Raw genomic sequence first — 19,349 nt, 5'->3', positions numbered from 1 at the left:
TGAACACGGAGGCGAGGGCAGGCCCCCCTCAGAGGTCACCCTACGGGGGTGCGCTGCTCGCTACCGGTATCGAGCCTGACCCAGTTACCTCGCCGCGGCGCGTCCCTCTGGTCGTTGGCAGGGGCGGACCGGTTCAGCAGACAGATACGACTGGAGCAGCAGCACTCTGTGCCCACCAGACCGTCAGTAGCAGGGGTCCGGAGGAGCTGCTGGCGACCCAAGGACTCCGAACCCTGACCCCGTGCCGCTGCCCGCGATCACACCGTTCCCTGCCGGCAGCGTCAGCCTCCCGATCTACGTAGCCGATCCGGGCGCTCTCACCGCCCAGCAGGCACGACTTCCACATCGCTGCGCCGTTTCCGCTCCTCTGCGTCGGCCAGCCAGAAGAAGACCGGCTGCAGGTCGAGCTCGATCACCGCCAGAGCGTCCTGAAATTAGTGAGGCCAGCCATGCACGGCGAGCGAGAGCAGTCGGCCCGCGCCACTCCACCGCCGACACGGAGTCCGAGCTGCGCGCTCGCTGGGTCACCAGCCACCTGGACGCCGTCGGCTTCACCGAGGGCATTGTCTCGGTCGCCACGGTGAAGGCATTGCGCCGGGCGGATCGCGGACTGAGCCCGCTGGCGGTCGTAGAACTGCAGAGGGACGCGCTTGCGGCGCAGAGGTGACCCACCAGACCGGTGCGTGAGGCCGTCGAGCGCGGGAGGCCTCGTCAGCCGCCCGGCGAGGCGGGCGGTGGCGGAGGCTCGCTGCGGAGGTGGTGGGTGAGGCGGGCGCCGAGCGCGGGCGTGAGGGGGCCGGTGTGGTCGAACCCAAGCCGGGTGGCCAGGTCAGCTGTGTGGAGGCGGGCTGCGACGTCGAGGAGACGGGCGTAGGCGTCCACGCAGCCGCGAGAGCGGTGCCTGGCGGTCGCTGCCAGGACCAGGGTCATGAGGGCGGCGGGCCACCACCACAGGATGAGCGGCGCGTACAGGACGGCCCATCCGGCGATCGTTGTGGCACGGGCCAGCGCGGCCCGGGCCTCGGTGATCCGGGTGCCCAGGGCCTCGGGCAAGGCGGATTCCAGGTAGGGCCACAGGACGGCCAAATCCAGGCGGAACTCGCGGTCCAGGCGCAGGGCGACGGCCTGGACGTGATCGCCGCTCCAGGTCGGGCGCTCGGGCCGTTCCAGGGCGATCCGGGTGCGTTTCGCGAGCGCGGCGCGCCCCACCGCGGACTCTGGCCGGTCGTCGGGGTCAGGCGCGAGGGTGAGTTGCCGCTGCTCGTGGTAGACGCGGTGGGCGTTGTCCCAGCGTTCCTGCCGTCGCCGTACGCGCCAGTCGGCCAGGGCCGACAGACCAAGGGGCCATGTCGCCCAGCCGACGGCCAGAACCAGACGTTCGACCAGCGCACCGGTCGCCTCGGCGACGAGCCCCGCCGCGGCGGCGGCGACGACGATCGCCCCCACCAGTACGATCTGCCCGCCGACCCCGGTCACGGCTGGCCGTTCGGCGGCGGCCGTGACCTCCTGGATCAGTCTCGCGGCATCCAGGGCGTGCCGCTGGCCCAGGGTGTGCGCGGCAGCGGCCACGGCGAGGTAGAGCAGCCCGGGCAGGACCAGCAACGACACCCAGCGGTCGGCGAGCTTCCTGCCCAGTTCGACCCAGAGCCCGCCCACCTCAGACGAGCCGTTCCCGGATCAGTTCCCGTCGGCTGATCGAGCAGACCGGGCGGGCTTCGGCCACCTGGCTGCCGTGCCGTCCCGTGCACTGTCGCAGCGGACACCGGAAGACGTGCTCCAGCGGCTCCAGCCCGCTCAGCTGCCCGTCACGACTCTCGCCGACACCATGGATGCTCACGAACCCGTCGGTCGCGGCTCTGAGCGACGCGTCGACCTCGTCCAACAGCTCTACGATCTGTGCTACTTCGGCGCCATGGGGCGAACGCAGCCGTGCCAGCGGCGTCGACGGATCGTTGCCGTCGTAGCCGAGCAGCTCCTGCAATTCCTCGTAGTGGGCGCACACATACGCCAGCGCCGCCGCGTTCCTGCCCGTCAATCCGACCTCCCCGAGTCGTGCCGGACATCGTTTCAGCAAATCGTCGGCAACAGCGGGAAATCGCCGCGATCAGCCTCCGACCGGTCGCCGCCTGACTAGCCTGAGCCGGACGGATCGGCCGAGCGGGATCGGGAGCGCCAGTGCAGCAGGGCCGGACAGACAACGAAGGCTTACCACTCGAGGATGCGATGGGCCCTGCGGAGCTGTTGCAGCACTCCCTCCAGACCTACTTCGACACGCACGACCCCCATATCGCCCTCGCCGCGGCTCCGTTGCGCGCGGCTGGCTCGCTGCTCCACGAGATCGGCGAGCGTCTGTACGGCGATACCGTGGCGGAGGACGACCTGACGCTCGCCCGTCTGGTGGCCGCCCTGCTCGACGTCCGTCTCCAGGCCCTGGGCGAGGAGCAGAGCCCGTACGACTACCCCGCATGGCTGTCCGTGTTGAGCCTGCTGCACTCGATCTCGCCGACCGCCGTTCACCAGCGCCTCGCCGAAGAGTTCGCTGCAGCACCCCCTCCGGTCCCGGAACCGCACACCCTGCTCAGCGCGCTGGGCATGCTGCTGCTGCACGAATGCGGACCGGCCAATGACGACCCCGCGCTTGCCGGCACCGCCGTCGCCCTGCTCGAGGCCGCGCTGCAGACCGCCCCGGAGGAGGAGCAATCCTCGATCCGGTTCAACCTCGGCAGTTCATGGGAGCAGTTGGCCAAGGCGCTCGGCACGCCCGACGCGCTCAGGCTGGCCGCCCACCACATGGAGCTGGCGGCGAACGCAGCGGAGGGCAATCCAGAGAGACCGCGGATGCGGGAACACCTCGCGAGCGTCCGGGACGCGCTCTTTGAACACCACCACGACATCGCCGACCTCGACAAGGCGATCGACGCCTGCCGGGCCGTGGTCGACGAAGCGCCCACCGAGGCCGGTTCGTCGTTCCAGCTCGGTGTCCTGCAGTGGAAGCGATACCAGCACACCCGGATCGAGAAGTATCTCGACAGGGCGGTCGAAGCAGCCGCACGCGAGGCCCGTGTCATGCCGAGCGAGCACCCCGCCCTGCCCGGCGTGCTGGGCAGTCTCGGGAACATGCTGCTCGCCCGCTACGCCGCCACCGGAAACGTCAAGGACGTGGAGGCCGCCCTCGCCGCCACCGCAAAGGGTGAGCGCCTCGCGCGACCCGATAATCCGCAGCGGGCGGCACTGCACCAGAACATGCATGCCCTGCGTCAGCGGTACGCGCTGGCACTGAGCGGCCAACCCCGTTCGTCGGAGACTGGGTTGGACGTCGTCCCGCCGGCACCGGACGTCCTGGCCGCTCTGGCCACCGGCCTGCTGGGCCAGTTCGTCCGGCTGGGCGATCCCGACGACATGGAAGCGGCCCTGCAGCTCGCCCGCCAGGCGCTCGCAGCGGTTCCCGGACACGCCCCCGCCCTGTCCGCACAGTCCGCGGCGCTGTTCCACCGCTTCCGTCTCGAGGCCGACCCCTCCGACCTGGCCGAGGCGTTCGACGCCGCCTACGCCGCACTCGCGGCCACTGCCGAGGACCAGCCCGAACGTGTCGACCGGCTGACGGCCCTCGCATTCGTCCTGCGCATGCGGTTCGAGACAGTGGGCAGTCTGGAGGACCTCACCGCCGCGATCAAGGCGGCCGAGGACGCCATCAGCCTCGCCGAGCGCCGAGGTACGGCAGAGCACACGGCGCCGACTGTGCTCAGCGGCCTCCTGCTCGCCCGGTTCGTCACACTGCGACATCGCGAAGACATCGACAACTCCGTGGCGGCGGCCCGCACGGCCGTGGGCGCCGCGCCGCCCGGCGCCGAGACCGGTCGTGCGCTGACCCACCTGGCCGCCGCCCTGCACACCCGCCACGGCGTCTCCGGGCAGCGCGAGGACCTCGACAGCGCGGTCACCGCACTCCGCACGGCGACCGCCGTCACCCCACCCACCCACGTCGACCACCCCGTCATGCTGCTCAAGCTCGCCGTGGCGCTTCGCGACAGCAACACCCCGGCCGACCTCGACGCCTCTGCCAGCATCCTCCGCGAGACGGCCCGCGAGCTCCACAGCCGCAGCCCCGCCGACCCCAACCTCGCCCACCTGCAGTCAGAGCTGGGAACCACCTTGATGAGACGGTACGAGTCAGGCGGCCTGGCCGAAATTGCACAAGAGGCTCTGGCGGCCTTCCAGGCGTCGACCGCCAGTGGGACCGCCGCGACCCGAACCCGCCTGTTCTCTGCCTTCTACGCGGGCAAACTGAGCATGCTGACCGGCGACCCCAAGGGCGCTCTCGCCAGCTACCGCACTGCGATCGAGCACTTGCTCCCCCGACTGGCCGACCGCGGCATCCCCCGGGCTTCCCGGCTGGCTCAGATCGCGCAACTGCCCCTGCTAGCAGGCGACGCCGCTGCGGCGGCCATCTCCGCCGACGACCTGCCCGGTGCCGTCCGCCTCCTGGAGCAGGGGCGCTCGGTGATCTGGTCCCAGCTGATGCAGACCCGCACCGACCGGACCGCACTGCGCGCCCGGCACCCGTTCCTGGCGGCAGAGTTCGACGCGATCTGCGCCGACCTGGAAGGCGGACAACCAGGTCTGGACGCCCCTCGCCCCTCGAACCCCGCCACCCCGTCCCAGCGCTGGGGACTCAGCGAGAGATTCGACGACGTCCTGACCCGGATCCGTGGCCTCACCGACTTCACCGCCTTTCTCGAGCCGCCGACCTTCGAACGCCTGCACCGCGCCGCCGACAAGGGACCGGTCGCGATCATCAACATCAGCAGCCACCGCTGCGACGCCCTGCTGCTCACCTCCGCCCCGGGCCAGGACCCCATCACACTGGTCGAGCTGCCCCGCGTCACCGCGAAGGCCGTCGAGCTCGCCGCCGCCGGCTTCCTCGACGCGATCAGTCGGCTCGACCGGCCCGGACTCGCTCTCAGCCCCCGCGAAGCGGGCGCGCTGGCCGCCCGGGTCACCACAACACTGCACTGGCTGTGGCAGGACATCGCCGAACCCGTACTCGCCGCGCTCGGCCTGGACCAGCCGGGTCCGACGGTGCCTCGCCTGTGGTGGTGCCCCACCGGTCCGCTGTCCCTTCTCCCCCTGCACGCCGCGGGGCCCAAGGACGGCCCGCGGGTCATCGACCGCGTGGTCTCCTCCTACACCCCGACCCTGGGCTCACTCATCAGGGCCAGATCGCACCGCCCGTCCCCGCAGCCGAAGCTCCTCGCGGTAGGAGTCGCCGGCGTACCGCAAGACGACGAAGGCAAGGTGCCGCTGACCGATCTGCCCGGTGTCCGGACCGAACTGTCCAGCTTGAGCAACCTCTTCGGCGACCGGCTCACACAACGGACGGCGGAGGAAGCCGTCCTGCCCGCCGTGCTGTCCGCACTGCCCTCGCATCCCTGGGTCCACTTCGCCTGCCACGGCATGCACGACCCGGACGACCCGGCCGACAGCCACCTGGTCCTGTACGACGGTCCGCTCTCCGTGACCAGGATCGCCGGACAGGACCTCTCCGGCGCGGAACTCGCCTTCCTCTCCGCCTGCCACACCGCCCGTGGCACGAGCAGCCTCGCCGACGAGGCGATCCATCTCGCCGCGGCGTTCCAGCTCGCTGGCTTCCCCCACGTGGTCGGCACTCTGTGGAGCCTCGCCGACGGACCGGCGCCCGCGGTCACGCGCGAGTTCTACCAGGCCCTCAGATCCTCCGGCCAGGGCACGGGCGACACCGCCCGCTCGCTCCACGACGCCGTCCAGAGACTGCGTCGGACCCCCGGCCACGCCTCTCCTTTGAACTGGGCCTGTTACCTCCACGTGGGCCCCTAGCCAGGGCGCATTGCGGAAGCGGATCTGGACCGTTGGTGATCTTGTCCGGTGGGACATGGTGAGGTGACGAACGGCCCGCGGGCCCGGCCGAAGCCGTTGCTGCCGCTGGGCATCAAGCCGGGTCGTCCGCAGGTGTGGACGCGGCGGCAGCTCATAGGCGGCATACGGTGGCGGACCCGACCGGCGCCGCGTGGCACGACATGCCGGAGCCTGATGGGCCGGGGAACCGGGTGTACGTCCTGTTCCTGCGCTGGCAGCGGGACGAGACCTGGGCGAGGTTCCTCACCCAGCTCCAAGCCTCGGGGGACACGCCAGGGGCCTGATCACCTGGGAGGTAAACGTCGACTCCACAGTCCGCCGAGCGCACCAGCACGCCGGCGGAGCGGCGAAAAGGGGAGACCTTGTGAAGGAGGCGTCCGGCGGGATCTTCACCAAGCCGGCCGGCCGTGATCTCGGACGCTCCCGCGGCTGACGGGACCAGCAAGACATGTCGTGTCGCTGCAGGAAAAATAGGAATTCAGGCCGCGAGTACGACAGGCGGAATGAAGGTTCGCTCCGCGTCGTAGACCGCGCCGCCCTGGAGGCAGCAATAGCGGCATCTCGGGAGCTTGCTGCACAGGTTCCGCAGAACTGTGGAATGTCGTTCGCCGCCGCCTCATCGACGGCCGCAGTGGTCACAGGGCTCCGGTATCCGCAGTGCAGCGAAACCCACATGCAGCCAACGAAAGCCACAACCCGGCGCTCGCCCCGCTCAGTCAGTCCAGTGCAGTCACTCTCGAGCGCAATGCCCTACAGGGGGTGTTCGCCGGGTCGGGTACTGGCTTTCGCCCAGTAGTCAGGGTCGAGCATCTCCCCGGGCCATGGCGGTTGCCGGACCACGCCCTGCGGCCCCATCTGCTCGAAGTAAGGAGCGAGGTCGATCACCGGTGTCCCATCGACGGCGTCCAGGTCGGTGACCAGGAGGTCGCGGCCTTTCACGTCGAGCAACCGCGGGTAGCTGATGGCCAGTTGGTTGGGGCGGCGGTGGTTGCGGTGGACGAACGTACCGGTCGCCGGCCAGTTCTGGTTGCCCCGTGGGCTGCGCGCATGGAGTTGCACGTCCTCGGGCCGCGCCAGGTGGAAGCGCCACGTCACGGTCAGGTGGGAGAACTCCTCGATTCCCTGGAGCGTTTCGAGGGGGTACGCGTCGTCGATTCTGATGATCGATTCGACCCCGCCCTGGTAGTCGTCCTGAACGCGAGTGTGACCTCCGACGACCGTGGCGATCGATCTGACCTCGTAGGCCGGCATCAGTGCTCGCTCCTCTCCCTGGGCGCGGCTTGCGCGGCGGCCTTCGGTCGGTGCCGCGGATCTGTTGTGGGGTCAGCCTATGGCGCGCAGCATGTCCCGTGCGCGGCGGTCCAGTTCGTCGACGTGGCGGCCGCCGCGTTGCCGTACGGGAGAGAGGTCGCTCTGCATCCGGACGATGACGTCGCGGGCGCGGCCGGACTGGATACCGGCCATGGCATCGAGGGCCTGGTTCCAGGTCACGCAGGCTTCGTCGAGCCGGCCTTGCTGGACCTGGACGGCCCCGAGGTAGCCGAGGGTCACGCTGTGGGTGCGGGCGTACTGCTGGCGGCGGCGGGTGGCGACGCTGCGCCGGAAGTGGTTCTCCGCGTCGGCTGGCTGGCCCATGTCGCGCAGGGCGCAGGCTGTTTCGTGGGCGAGGGAGGCGTCCTGGAAGAAGTCGACGCGTCCTGGGGCCTGTTCGTTGTCGGCTCGGGCGAGGTCCCGCTCCGCGCGGCTGATGGCCGTAAGGGCTCCGGCGCGGTTTCCGTCGGCGGCAAGGGCGCGTGCGTGCACGATGGCGAGGAGGGCCTTCTCACGGTGTCCGGCCTGGCCGTAGTGGTCGCGGGACATCGAGGCTTCCGCGAGATCGACTGCTCTGCGCGGGTGTCCGAGGTCCACGGCCTGGTGCGCGAGGGCGCGCAGGATGTGGCCGCCGAGCGGTCCGTCTGCGGCTTCGGCTGCGATGCGGGCGGCGAGAGTGAGGTAGCGCTGGGCGCTGCGGTGCTCGGAGGCGTCGAAGGCCATCCAGCCAGCAAGGTAGGTCATCTCGGCCACAGCCGAGTACACGTCGCGCCGAAGCTGTTCGCTGTGGAATCTGCTGCCGAGCAGGGGCACGGCTTCATCGCGCAGGTGTCCGGCCAGGGCCGAGCGCCCGGAGGCTCCTCCGCGCTGCTGGTCACGTGCGGAGTAGAAGGCCGTCAGTTCACGGACGTCATCGATGTCGGACTGGGCCACTGTGCGGGGGGAGACTGCGTGCCTGTTGGCTGCCTGGGCAGGCGCGGCTGCCCACCACGTGGCTGCGGGCAGGGCGAGGCCGGCGGCAGAGTATGCGGTGGTCGCCAGCAGTTTGCGTCGGTGCATGTCGAGGTCGTCGCTTCCCATCTCAGCCAGTGCGGTCAGAGGGTCGACGCTCCAGTCGGAACCGCTGTCGGTCGCGCCTGTTGGCGCTTCCTCCAGCCCCAGGTCGGCCAGGGTGAGGCGGCGGCCGAGCCTGCGGGACAGCGTCTCGCGCAGGATATGGGGTGCCTTTCCGCTCGGCCGAGTGCCCTGGACCCACATGGCGATGTGCGAGCGGCTGACGGCTTCCAGTTCCCGCGCACCGCTCTCTGCAGCCACGCGGCCAACAGCGGCGGCAGCTTGGGGCTGGGACCAGCCTGCTTCGCGCAGGAGCGCAGCGAGGGCGACGTTTCGCTCACGGGCCATAGCTGCCCCCTCAATTCCGAAGTGATCTTTGACGCCTTTGACGGTGTCGGCGTCCGTGCGGGCGTACCCCTGGGCGCCGATTCGCGGTTCGCTCAACGTAGCGGCACGCTCACCCAGTTTGCACGCCAGCAGTCGTCACACGGCATGCAACAGCGAAGCCAGGTACGGCGAACAAAGCCCACCGCCGACTTCGTTGAGTGGGCACCACCACAAGATCCAGGAGTCCTCTTTGAACCACCCACCCCGCCAGCAGCCCAGCAACCTCTTACCCGTCGCCGAAGCGCCGGTGGCCGAGGCATCCACCACTGCATCCCAATACGCCCGCCAGCCCCACCCGGTCAGCTCCACGATCGCTCTGCTCTCGCTGATGGCAGACCCGGAGCCCTTCCGTTTCCGCTGGACCTCCAAGCTGCTGGCCAACGAGGCATCCGGCCCCAACGCCAGACTCCGTGTACGCCCCCGGCTCACAGCGGTCTGCTGGGCAGGCGACATCGACGCCGCCGGACAGATCAGCGACAAACTCGTCGACAACGCCGCCCGCCACGGCAAACCGTTCCACGACGGCTGCGTGCATCTCCACCTGACGATCCTCCCAGACGCGGACGAACTCCGCATCGAGGTCGTCGACGCCGACCCCGCCTTCCCCGACTTCGACACGGCCACCGCCGCAGCCCCGCAGGACCGCGGCCTGTGGTGGGTGCAACGCTATGGCGCCCACCTGTCGTGGGAACCCAAAGTGGACGACGACGGGAACGTGACGGGCAAGACCGTCAGCGCGGTCCTGCGCCCTGCCGGCCAAGGGGATCCGGCGTGATCCCCACCGGACACTTACCCCGCCGCCAGCTCGCCCCGGACCGGGATCTGCCGCCCCCGGCCCCGGTCGGCTTCACCGCCACCAGCACGACCGTTGAACCGCAGCAGGTAGCCGCCGACATGGGCGACCTCGCCGCCCGCGTGCGCAGCCTGATGGCCCTCCAGCGGCAGGATGTGCTGCAGCTCCCCCTCGGCGGGCAGTTCTTCGGCATCGTCGTCACCGCCGCCGGCCCGCAAGCCCTCGCCGCCGTCGCCGTGATGGACGGCATCCAGCACACCAGCGAGGAACAGCCGGACGCGTGCGGGCCCGTCATCGAGGACCCGCACCGTTCCTGGCTCATCTGGCTCGTGCCCCCTGGCACCAGCGAGCAGTGGGCACCGCACCGCCACGCCCTGTGCCTAGGCCGGCCGCACCACTTGGCTCTCCCGCCGATGGCGGCGACGGAACCGCCGGGGCCGTACTGGCTGCGGCCCTGCCGCGGCGACCGGCTCGTCCCGCCCACGGCCCTGCGCCAGCTCCTCGACCAGTTCCAACCCGGCCCCGCACCCCACGAAGCGCTACTGGCATCTGTGCTCAGCAGCATCTCCTGAACCCCGCGTGCGGCGTCGCGTTCACCACTTTCCGGGCATGACGCCACACCCGGTCCCCCTGCACGACCCTGCTTCTGCCGCCGACAGGACTCTTTGGCAAGGCAGGCGGCGGCCCCCGAGGAAGCAACGTGACGACACCACTCAGATCCCGCGCCACGCGCGGCCAGGCTCGAGACATTGCGCATGCCCTGCATGGGCCAGATCATCACTCTGGCAGTCCGCCACAGCCGTCCGTTGCGCGTCGCCCCGTCCGTGGTCGCGCCACCAGGAACAGGAATCGGAGAGCCTGGCCCATCGCCGCCGTCCCAGACGGTGGGCCCGAGGCGTCCCGTCCGTGCTCGCCCGATGAGGACCACCACATGCCTATCTGTGTGATCGAAAGTGGCCGGCTGGCGCCTCTGATTCTGTGGCTGCGGCGCGTCGCGGGGCTGTGACGCGAGAGGCTACTGCGAGCACTACCGGTACACCGAGGAGCCTTCGTGAACAGTGTTCTGACTACCGACCATCCTGCTTGGCAGGCGTATGAAGACGGCTCGTGGGCGCGTGCCGTCCGTACCTCTTCCGGGATCTGGGCCGTGTCTCGCGACGGGGACGGGCTGCATGTTGTGTGCGTGGAGGGCACCGAGGACGTCAAGCCAGAGTTCGTGGCCAGCGATCCGGTGCGTCTTCCGTCCGCGGCTCCGGCTGGCCTGCGTGCAGGGCTCGCCGGGCTCGGTGTCACGCAGCGTCTGGCGAACCCGTGGCTGTGGGACGCGATCACTACGGCGATCTTGCGGCAGGTCGTGCGCGCCGAGCAGGCCCGCAAGCTGTACCGAGCATGGTGCAGCAACTACGGCAGGACCGTTGAGGGGCCGCGAGGTGCGCTCGCCGTGGCGCCCGCGCCAGCTACGGTCCTTGCTCTGGCCGAGGAGGAGTTCGCTGCCGTGGGGGCGAAGTTCCACCGCAGCGCTCTGGTGGCTGCCGCAACCGCGTACGAACAAAGGCATCAGAAGTGGGAGGGGCTGCACGCCGCCAGCCTGGTCCTCGAGCTCACTCAGATCCCCCGCATCGGCCCTTGGACCGCTGCCGCGGCTGCGGCAGATTTCACCGGCGATTTCAGCGTCTACCCGCACGACGACCTGGCCGTGCGCACCTGGGCCACCAAGATCGCCCCCGCCTATCCCTGGCCCGGCAAGAAGGACAAGACATTCGGCCCGCTGTGGACCGGCTGGGCCGGGCCCGACCCGACCGCTCTGCACACCCTCACCCTCGCGACCCTCACCTGGGGGGCGCACGTCGGATGACCTGGAGGACCGATGCAGCACTTACCCCTGATCGCAGGCGTCAACAACCATCACACGCTCGACGCCCTGTTCATCAACGCACCGCTGCGTGACTACACCCTGCGCCCGCGCACCAACGACTACACCCTTCCCGTCCTCGGCATGGCCTACATCGCCACCTACGCCCAAAGCCGCGGCTACAACGTCGGCGTGCTCGACGCCGAAGCACACGGTCTGGGTATCGAGGCGACAGCCCGGATCGTCAACGAGGCCGCACCCCGCTGGGCCGCCCTGAATCTCCTCGCACCCACGTACGAGATGTCCGCGAAGATCGCCGCCCTGCTCGATGAGGGCATCGCCCTCATGGCGGGCGGCCACCACGCCAGGGCCATGCCCGACCGGGTCCTCGCCGATCCCCGCATGCGCCGCCTGCGCGCTCTTGTCCTGGGCGAGGGAGAGCTCCGCGTCGCCGCCCTCCTACAGGACGAGGAACACCGGCGCACGCTGCCGGGCGTCCTGTGGCGCGACCCGCTGCTCGGCACCCGGGCCGCCGGCATCCCGGACCCCAGGAACACGGCGGCTCTGCTGGGCCCCGACATCAACAGCCTGCCCTACGTGGACCGCTCCTTCCTCCCCCAGGACCCCTACCAGGCCCCGCCGACGGCGACGGACCGCCGCCTTACCCTCCAGCGGCCCTGGATCGGGCAGACTCTTACCGGCGGGCACTGGGAGGCCAACATCGTCGGCAGCCGCGGCTGCCCCTACAACTGCACCTTCTGCGGCGCCGCCGTCTCCGCCAACCCCGACGTCACGATCCGTGTCCGCTCGGCCGAGAACATCATCGGAGAGCTCGACCAGCTGCACGAGCAGTACGGCGTGACCGCGTTCCGGTTCGTGGACGACCTGTTCCTCGGAGCGGGCCGGATCATCGACGAACAGATGGATGCCTTCACCCGGCACCAGATCGGCGACCGGTACGTGTGGGACGCCACCGGCCGCATCAACGTCCTCGACCGGCTCACCGACGCCGACCTGCACCGTCTCGTCAGCAATGGGCTGCGCGAAGTCGCCCTCGGCATCGAATCAGGCAGCGACCGCATTCTGGCCGCGATGGACAAGCGGATCAGTGCCGAGATGACCGAACGCGTCACCCTGCGCCTTGTCGCCCACGGCATCGGCGTGAAGGGCTACTTCATCCTCGGCTTCCCCGGCGAGACCCGTGCCGACCTGGAGGCCACCGTGCAGCACATCCGCAGCCTGTGGGCCCTGGCCGACCGGCACCCAGGCGACGTCCGCGCCAGCGTCTTCGAGTTCCGCCCCTACCCAGGCACGCCTGTGTGGAGAACCCTCACCGAGCAGGGCGGCTACGACCCGGAGGACCTGCTGGCCTACGCAGACGTCGACCTCACCGACGAAGGAGCCGAGGAGTCCATGCGCCAGCGCGACGAGTTCAACTTCTCCGTCGGCATCCAGTTCGGCGACGTGCCCCTGACCGAGATCCGCTCCACCCTCGCGATGCTCACCCGCGAACAGCACCAGCGCAACCAGGCCGCCATGGGTACTGCCGCATGACCCAGAACCGCACAGGCTTCTTCGTCTCGGTCGACGGACCGAGCGGCGTGGGCAAGTCCACCACGATCCGGGAGCTGCAGGCTGTGCTCGCCGCACGGGATGTTCCTGCCCGGTGGACCGTCGAGCCGCCCCGCGGGGACCTCCTCGGCGACTTCACCCGCACGCACGGCAGCCAGCTGCACGGCCTGGCCCTGGCCTGCCTCGTCGCAGCCGCCCGGTACCGGCACATCGAAACCACCATCGATCCCGCACTCAAGACCGGCCAACTGCTCATATCCGACCGCTACCTGGCCTCCACCCTCGTCCTGCAACGCCTCGACGGCGTCCCGCTGGACTTCCTGCTCCTGCTCAACAACTACGCCCCCAAGCCCGACCTGGCAGTAATCCTCACCGCCTCCCCCGCCACGATCGCCGACCGCATCGCGAGGGCCGGCATCACGCACCGCTTCCGCGCCGACCCTCACGCGCCCGCACAAGAGGTCGAGCTGTACCGCGATGCCGCCCGCCTCCTTGAGGATCACCGATCGAAGGTGCTCGCCATCGACAGCACCGCCGTCCCTCCATCGGAGGTCGCGCGCCAAATCGCTGACGCGCTCCCCGTCCTCCCACTACCGTCAGACACCTCCACCACCCCACCGACCCCTCAGGGACCATGAGCGGACAGCCGGCACAGCCCACCATCGACACCCACGTCATCCTCCGCGACGGCGACAAGATCCTTCTCTCCCAGCGAGGAAGCCCCTACGGCTACGGCCGCTGGCACCTTCCCTCCGGAAAACTCGATGAGGGCGAAGCCCTCACCGTCGGGGCAGCCCGCGAGCTCTTCGAGGAAACCGACGTCAAAGCCGACCCCGAACACCTCAAACTCCAGCACGTCGTGCACCACCGGCAAGAAGACGGATCCGAACGCATCGGGTTCTTCTTCGTGGCCACCCAATGGGAGGGCACACCCCGCAACAAGGAACCCGAAAAATGCCTCACGCTCCAGTGGTTCGCCGACCACGACCTCCCTGAGGACATCATCGAGTATCCCCGCGCAGGCCTGTACGGCAGCCTGAACCCCTCCAGCCCTCTGACACTGCACGGCTGGCAGTAACCGCACGATCACCGGGTCTCCGACAGCCCTACCCATCCGCCCTCTGATAGCACGGGCGGGGTATCAGCACGTCAGGGCAGTCCGCCGACTTCGGCAAGTGGGGGCCCTGTACACGGCTCCGACTGCCGCTGACACCGCAAGCCCGTCGAGAGTCGCCCTGCCCAGGGCCGTACATCCCACGACCCTGGGAACCATTTTATTCCTGTATAGCCCAGTTTCCGGCTTTCACGGACGACGCAGCAGGGACACGAGTAGCTTGGCGGCTCCGAAACCGCCCCCTCTTCCCGGAGGCTCCGCATGTCCAGCGCTGCCCCCCTGACCGCAGCCGAGTACTGGGACAAGTACAGGCCCTACCGGAGCAAAGGGGTCCAGCCTCGCCCGGCCGCGGACCGCTTCGAGTGGACCGGCATCCCCGGCCACGGGCCCGGGGCAGAAGTGCTCGGCACGCCTGACAGCGCCCTCGACCTCGGGCCGGCCGAAGGGGAGAACGCCGCCTTCCTCGCCCGCCAGGGCATCAAGGTCACCGCCGTCGACTTCTCTGCCGTACAGGTCGCCCGGGCCCGGGCCTTCTGGGCCGACCTCCTCGGGCTGGAATTCGTGCACGCCGAAGCCTGCGCCTTCCTCCACGAGGACCCGCGCCAGTGGGACGCCATCTACTCGACCTGGGGGGCCGTCTGGTTCACCGACCCCGACGATCTCTTCCCCCTCATCGCCAAGCGCCTCACACCCGGCGGGATCTTCGCGTTCTCTCACCGCGAGCCGGTCACCGGCCACTACGGGGCACAGCAGATGAGCGGCAAATGGCTGGAAGGCCGCGAGAGCGAACTGACGCTCCACCGCTGGCAGTACACCACCGTGCAGTGGGCCGACATCCTCAAACAGCACGGCTTCACCGACATCGACGCACAAAGCCTGCCCGCACCTGATACCGCAGCACCGGGCACGCTCATCGTGCGCGCCCGGGCCGCCTGACCCGGCCCGCAGACGGCCCTGCTCCGATCATCTTGCGGAGCACCGGGCGGGGACCCGGCGCCGAAGCGCTCAGCGGGTTCATGATCTTCGACGACCTGTGGACCGTAGACGGCACGAACCTCCGCCGTGCATCCCGACTGCGGCCGCCCGGTCAGGTATGACCACAGCCCGCAGCGTTGCGGCCAATCTCAACGCGAGGCTGGCCACGGTCGCCCGGAAGGGAAAATCAACGTTGTCCGGGTCACTCCCTGAACTGCCGCCCGCCGTGCTCGACGCCCTCACGCCCACGACCTGGCGCCTGATCGTGAACCGCCGGGGCTCGGCGGTCTGGAAGACGGAGAACTCCCAAGGCCACTACGCCGTGAAGGTCGGGTATCCGATCGAGGCCACAACCGACTGGCCCGCCCAGCCCTGGACCGCGCTCGCACCCGCACGCGAAGGAGCCGTGCTGCACCGCCTCGGATCCGATCACGTGGCCTACAGCGAGTGGGAACGCGGGACGTGGAACTACCAGCCGTGGCACGAAGGACCCGACCTGTACCAGTTGTAGGAGCCCTGCCGCGGGCCGGGAACGACTGTCCTGCTGCACATCAACGTGACACTTGGCTGCGTCGAAGCCCTGACCGAACTTCACGCCAGAGGCTGGGTCCATGGGGATGTGCAGCCTGCCCACTTCATCATCGGACTCGAGCGGACCCATCTCATCGACCTCGCCCTTGCCCGAGGCGGAGACGTGCCCGCCAAGTACGACTTCCCGTTCCGCAGCTGCCTCGTCCACTACGAAGCCCCGGAAATCGCGCGCAGCGTGCTCGCCACAGGAGAAGCACAACCCACACCGGCAGCCGACATCTACGCCTGGCTCTATCGATGACGAGGAGCAACGTTTCTCGGGCAGTTCCGGAGGTGCTGCCCGCGCCGAGTATCGATGGCTTCGGACAGCAGCTTGAGGCCGACCGGCGAGACGCCGCGAGTCGCTCGTCCGGGGCCTGGGACAAAAGCGCTGGCTACGGGCGTAGGCGGCGACCGTCGTCCCGGCGTTGCCGAGTGCCGGCGGGTGCCTCCCGTTCTCGTCGACATCGAGATCCGGGCGCGGTGAGCACCTCCCAAGGTCGTCGACAACTGCTGTCGTGCGACGTCGATAAAGCCACTTGCAGAGGATGAAGCGGCGGCCACAGCCCGCCGAGTCGGCAGAGCGGGCCGACCTCGGCGAAGTGACCCCGCCAGCGCTCTGCCGCTGGTCTGGCCATGCCGACATCCCACGGATCAGATGCCGGCGTGCACACCGAGCGCGCGCAGCAGCCGGATCGCCGCGATCCGCTGGTGGCGCGGACGGTCCTCGGCCAAAAGCCCGCGCAGCAGCTCTTTCGGTACCTGGTCGGCTGACGGCAGCAGCGCCGTGGTGGCCTGGCGGACCACGGCTGCCGACGGGTCGTGAAGAAGCGGTCGCACGTCGTCGACACGCACCGCGTCCAGGGCCCGCAGCCCCGCCACCGCGAAGGCGCGCACCCCAGGGGCCGGGTGCGTGAGCAGTGCCCGGACCAGATCGGTGTCCTGGCGGAAGCCGCATTCGCCCAGGCCCGCCGCGGCGGCGGGCCGGACCGTGGGATCGGCGCACAGGGCGCGGTACAGCGGTGCCGGGTCGGTGCCGGCCTGCCGCAATACCCACCGGGCGCAGGCCCGTACCACGGCGGAGCGGTCGGTGAGGTAGGGCTCGGCGTCGGCGGGCCGTCCGGCCCGGTGCAGCGCGGTCACCCCCGCCGACCTGACCCGGGGCTGCCGGGATGCGAGCAGCGGCGCCAGCACCTGGGTGAACTCCTCGGCGGTGCGGTCGCCGAGGGCGGCCAGGGCCGCGTCGGCGCACAGGTCCTGCACGGCGACGTCGCGGTGGCGGGCGGCGATCCGGGCGAGCCGCGCCGCGGGCAGCAGCCGCCGCTCGACGGCGATGCGGTGCGCGAGGCGGGCCGTGGCCCGGTCGCCGCTGCCGAGCAGTGCTTCGATGTGCGCGGCCGGGCCCGCTCTGAGCGTCCCTGTCAGCAGTTCCCGGGCGAAGTCGCCCCGGGGCCGGCGGCCGATGCGCAGGATGAGGGCGGCCTGCGCGCCCAGCCGTTGCACGGGCGCCTGGGCCAGGATCGCGCGAGCGCGTGCGCGTACCGGGCCCGCCCAGTCGGCGCAGCGGACGACGACCAGGGCGAGCAGCGCGGGCCGCCGGCCGGCCTGGTCCAGTGCGGCCTCGCGGATCCAGCCGTCCGGGTGGCACAGAGCCAGGGCGAGTTCGGCGTCACCGGGCTCATGGGACCACGTGACGGTCGGTACCGATGCATCCGGATCCCACTTCAGACGCCGCCCCGCCGGTGATGCGTTCGAGTGGAACAGCTCCGGCCGCCGCCGGGCCAGCTCACGCACCCCCGAGTCAAGGCCGATCCAGGACTCCGGGTTCGTCACATCGAGGGCCTGCTCCAGGGCGACTCCGCCAGCCAGGCGCCTGACGACCTCGTACGACTCGTCCTGACCGGTCAGCATGGGCGAATCCTAAGCAGTCGCTTGATGCCTGCGGCGACATGGGGGCCGGCGCCGTATGGACGCGGTCGGCGAGGACAGGGACGCCTTGCCGCCCACAGATCTCCAGAAGGCGTAGACGGTAAAGCCTACGGCCCGCTCGAATCCGTCTCGCCACCCTGCAGCACACACGGCCTGTCACAGCATCAGCGGGAGGGTCGGCCTCCTGGTCCCGCGGGCGCGGCCAGGGGCTGCGACGGATGCCCGCTCACGGTGTCTCTGCTCATCGCCGCTGCTGCGTCCGATGCCGGCCGGTTGGTCTGCCGGTGATCCTCCCGTCACTCAAAAACCCTTGCACTTTGCTCACGCGAAGTTTTACTATGCTTCCGGGGAGCAGAGAAGTTCCCCCACATCTTCCTTGCAAAAAATCAGACTTCAGGGATTCCAGGTGACCGACACCACGACAGGCATTCGCAGTAACGAAGATCCCTCACACTTACTCCACCGCTGGCCGGACGCCACCCGGGACGTCTCCCGCATCGGCGACGCCTACGTCCTGACCGCCTGCGGCGACTTCGGTCTCGACGACCTCAACCTCGTACGCGAGCAGTTCCCCCACCACCGCGTCACCCTCGACGGCGACGTCATCACCGTCTGGCCCCGCCACAGACAGACCCGGTGAGAACCCGCCACACCCCGCACCCCACCCTCTTGCGCGGCGACGCACGGCCGTACCGTCCGGGACACGCCGCCCCACACCCGTCGCCCGCACCCGTCTCCGGGCAGACACACGGCCTGCACGGCGGGCCACTGGTCGACTTCGCTTCCCGCTTCGGGTGAGCGTGTGCGGGCGGAACGCAGCGAACACACGCGGCTGGAAATCGCCATCCGGTTCCGGAAGTGGCCGGATACGTCCCGAGTTATTCAGACGAACTCAATGACATCGTTGGGGAGTTGGATGGCATATGCATAGCCTTGCAGTCTCGCAATCACACCACCGCACCTGGACCCTGGCGCAGCCATGGGCTGCCGCCGTGCACCAGCAACCCGGTCTCGGGGCGGCCAGTGCGTCGCACGGGAAGGCAATATGAACATTCCGGTGAACTCAAGCCGACGTTTCACTGTTCGCAGCCGGAACCGGCTGGCCGCGACTCTGGCGACCGGAGCAATGCTGACGCTGCCCGCGTGCACCTCGTCGGACGACGACAACGCTGCGGACAAGCCCTCGAACAACACGGCATCCGCTCAGACTTCCACGACTGCTCCTGCGCCCAGCAGCCCCTCGCCCTCAGCCGACCCGGCACAGGTCGCGGAGCGGGAGGCGATCGCCCGGTACCGCGCCTACTGGCGTGAGATGGAGCGCGTCTACGCCAAGGCCAGTGTCGAGGGGACCAACATCAAGGAGTACGCGGCCCTCGCCGCCCTCAGCCGCCCCGAGCATGAAGTCGAACAGCTACAGAAGAACGGGCGTCGGTTTACTGGTTCGGTGACCATGAACAACCCGTCGGCCGAGGTCACTCTGAACCGGAGGATTCCCAACGCGGTCATCACCAGCTGCCTGGATGTGTCGCAGTGGAAGCCCATTGAGGCCGACACAGGAGAGCCTATTCCTCTCCCGACCAAGCGGCTGACGAGATACATCATGATCGGCACGGTCGAACGGTGGCCCGACGGGTGGAAGGTCATCAAGGACGAACCTCAAGCGGGCCGGCCATGCTGACCCGTCGGATCGCTGCAGCGTTAGGCGGCGCATGGGTGCTGGCGGCGTTGGCCGCTCCGGCGCAGGCGGCAGGTGACCCCAATGGCAGCGTTGAACCATGCGACAGCGGCCTCGTGTGCGTCGGGGTCGAAGTCCCGGGAGCTCCTGGCGGGAGTGCGTCGGGAAGCGGGGAGCCTGCCAGTGGAGGCAGTGGCTCCGGGCAGAGCGGTAACGCCCCTACCTG

16 protein-coding genes and 2 pseudogenes are annotated in these 19,349 nt (G+C 69.6%); 12 read left to right on the top strand and 6 right to left on the bottom strand.

From position 1 onward, the window contains the following. Positions 1-317: 317 nt before the first annotated feature. From ACIQGV_RS34715 to ACIQGV_RS34705, 3 genes and pseudogenes are all read right to left on the bottom strand, one after another. Positions 318-482: pseudogene (locus ACIQGV_RS34715) on the bottom strand (DUF4345 family protein); the annotation flags it as partial. A 229-nt stretch (positions 483-711) separates the two neighbouring features. Continuing rightward, positions 712-1,656: a hypothetical protein gene (locus ACIQGV_RS34710; protein ID WP_402502084.1), complete on the bottom strand. Its 945-nt coding sequence runs from the start codon at positions 1,654-1,656 to the stop codon at positions 712-714. A 1-nt stretch (position 1,657) separates the two neighbouring features. Further along, the gene (locus ACIQGV_RS34705) at positions 1,658-2,035 is read right to left on the bottom strand and encodes a hypothetical protein (RefSeq protein ID WP_402502081.1); all 378 of its coding nucleotides are present in this window, start codon (positions 2,033-2,035) and stop codon (positions 1,658-1,660) included. A 188-nt stretch (positions 2,036-2,223) separates the two neighbouring features. Here ACIQGV_RS34705 and ACIQGV_RS34700 point away from each other — a divergent pair, with 188 nt between their 5' ends. Then, positions 2,224-5,853 (top strand): CHAT domain-containing protein, encoded by a 3,630-nt coding sequence (locus tag ACIQGV_RS34700; RefSeq protein WP_402502078.1) that lies wholly within the window; start codon positions 2,224-2,226, stop codon positions 5,851-5,853. A gap of 167 nt (positions 5,854-6,020) precedes the next feature. Continuing rightward, positions 6,021-6,176 carry a hypothetical protein gene (locus tag ACIQGV_RS34695; RefSeq protein WP_402502076.1) on the top strand — a complete coding sequence of 52 codons (156 nt, stop codon included), beginning with the start codon at positions 6,021-6,023 and terminating at the stop codon, positions 6,174-6,176. Between the two features lie 466 nt (positions 6,177-6,642). On the opposite strand, the gene ACIQGV_RS34690 is transcribed toward ACIQGV_RS34695, so the two are convergent. Together ACIQGV_RS34690 and ACIQGV_RS34685 are read right to left on the bottom strand one after the other, a co-directional pair. Then, positions 6,643-7,143 carry an SAM-dependent methyltransferase gene (locus ACIQGV_RS34690; protein ID WP_402502073.1) on the bottom strand — a complete coding sequence of 167 codons (501 nt, stop codon included), beginning with the start codon at positions 7,141-7,143 and terminating at the stop codon, positions 6,643-6,645. A 72-nt stretch (positions 7,144-7,215) separates the two neighbouring features. After that, entirely contained in the window at positions 7,216-8,604 is a 1,389-nt protein-coding gene (locus ACIQGV_RS34685) for a Tat pathway signal protein (protein WP_402502070.1), read from the bottom strand. A 229-nt stretch (positions 8,605-8,833) separates the two neighbouring features. Between ACIQGV_RS34685 and ACIQGV_RS34680 the strand changes: the two genes are divergently transcribed. The 8 genes and pseudogenes from ACIQGV_RS34680 to ACIQGV_RS34645 all read left to right on the top strand — a co-directional run. Beyond that, positions 8,834-9,418, top strand: a complete 585-nt coding sequence (locus ACIQGV_RS34680) for an ATP-binding protein (protein ID WP_402502067.1) — start codon at positions 8,834-8,836, stop codon at positions 9,416-9,418. Then, a complete protein-coding gene (locus ACIQGV_RS34675; RefSeq protein ID WP_402502065.1) occupies positions 9,415-10,008 on the top strand; it encodes a hypothetical protein in 594 nt (197 codons plus the stop codon). The genes ACIQGV_RS34680 and ACIQGV_RS34675 overlap by 4 nt, the downstream gene beginning before the upstream one ends. A 479-nt stretch (positions 10,009-10,487) precedes the next feature. Next, positions 10,488-11,291, top strand: coding sequence for a hypothetical protein (locus tag ACIQGV_RS34670; protein WP_402502063.1), 804 nt, complete (start codon positions 10,488-10,490; stop codon positions 11,289-11,291). A 12-nt stretch (positions 11,292-11,303) separates the two neighbouring features. Continuing rightward, complete coding sequence (locus ACIQGV_RS34665) at positions 11,304-12,842, top strand: B12-binding domain-containing radical SAM protein (protein WP_402502060.1); 1,539 nt, start codon at positions 11,304-11,306, stop codon at positions 12,840-12,842. Continuing rightward, complete coding sequence (locus tag ACIQGV_RS34660) at positions 12,839-13,498, top strand: dTMP kinase (protein WP_402502058.1); 660 nt, start codon at positions 12,839-12,841, stop codon at positions 13,496-13,498. Before ACIQGV_RS34665 ends, ACIQGV_RS34660 begins: the two co-directional genes overlap by 4 nt. Further along, a complete protein-coding gene (locus ACIQGV_RS34655; protein ID WP_402502056.1) occupies positions 13,495-13,938 on the top strand; it encodes an NUDIX domain-containing protein in 444 nt (147 codons plus the stop codon). Before ACIQGV_RS34660 ends, ACIQGV_RS34655 begins: the two co-directional genes overlap by 4 nt. Before the next feature lie 297 nt (positions 13,939-14,235). Next, positions 14,236-14,910, top strand: coding sequence for a class I SAM-dependent methyltransferase (locus ACIQGV_RS34650; RefSeq protein WP_402502055.1), 675 nt, complete (start codon positions 14,236-14,238; stop codon positions 14,908-14,910). 232 nt (positions 14,911-15,142) lie between these two features. After that, positions 15,143-15,766 (top strand): annotated as a pseudogene (locus ACIQGV_RS34645) (protein kinase); the annotation flags it as partial. A gap of 407 nt (positions 15,767-16,173) precedes the next feature. On the opposite strand, the gene ACIQGV_RS34640 reads toward ACIQGV_RS34645, so the two are convergent. After that, complete coding sequence (locus tag ACIQGV_RS34640; RefSeq protein WP_402502052.1) at positions 16,174-17,430, bottom strand: HEAT repeat domain-containing protein; 1,257 nt, start codon at positions 17,428-17,430, stop codon at positions 16,174-16,176. A gap of 424 nt (positions 17,431-17,854) precedes the next feature. Between ACIQGV_RS34640 and ACIQGV_RS34635 the strand changes: the two genes are divergently transcribed. Further along, on the top strand, positions 17,855-18,088 hold the full coding sequence (locus tag ACIQGV_RS34635) for a hypothetical protein (RefSeq protein WP_402502049.1): 234 nt from the start codon (positions 17,855-17,857) through the stop codon (positions 18,086-18,088). 405 nt (positions 18,089-18,493) lie between these two features. Continuing rightward, the gene (locus ACIQGV_RS34630; RefSeq protein WP_402502047.1) at positions 18,494-19,126 is read left to right on the top strand and encodes a hypothetical protein; all 633 of its coding nucleotides are present in this window, start codon (positions 18,494-18,496) and stop codon (positions 19,124-19,126) included. Positions 19,127-19,349: the final 223 nt, after the last annotated feature.

Origin of the sequence: Streptomyces sp. NPDC093094, assembly GCF_044754345.1 — a bacterium.
Taxonomy (GTDB): domain Bacteria; phylum Actinomycetota; class Actinomycetes; order Streptomycetales; family Streptomycetaceae; genus Streptomyces.
The sequence above is the reverse complement of the archived record's forward strand: the minus strand, read 5'-3'. Positions and strand labels throughout refer to the sequence as shown.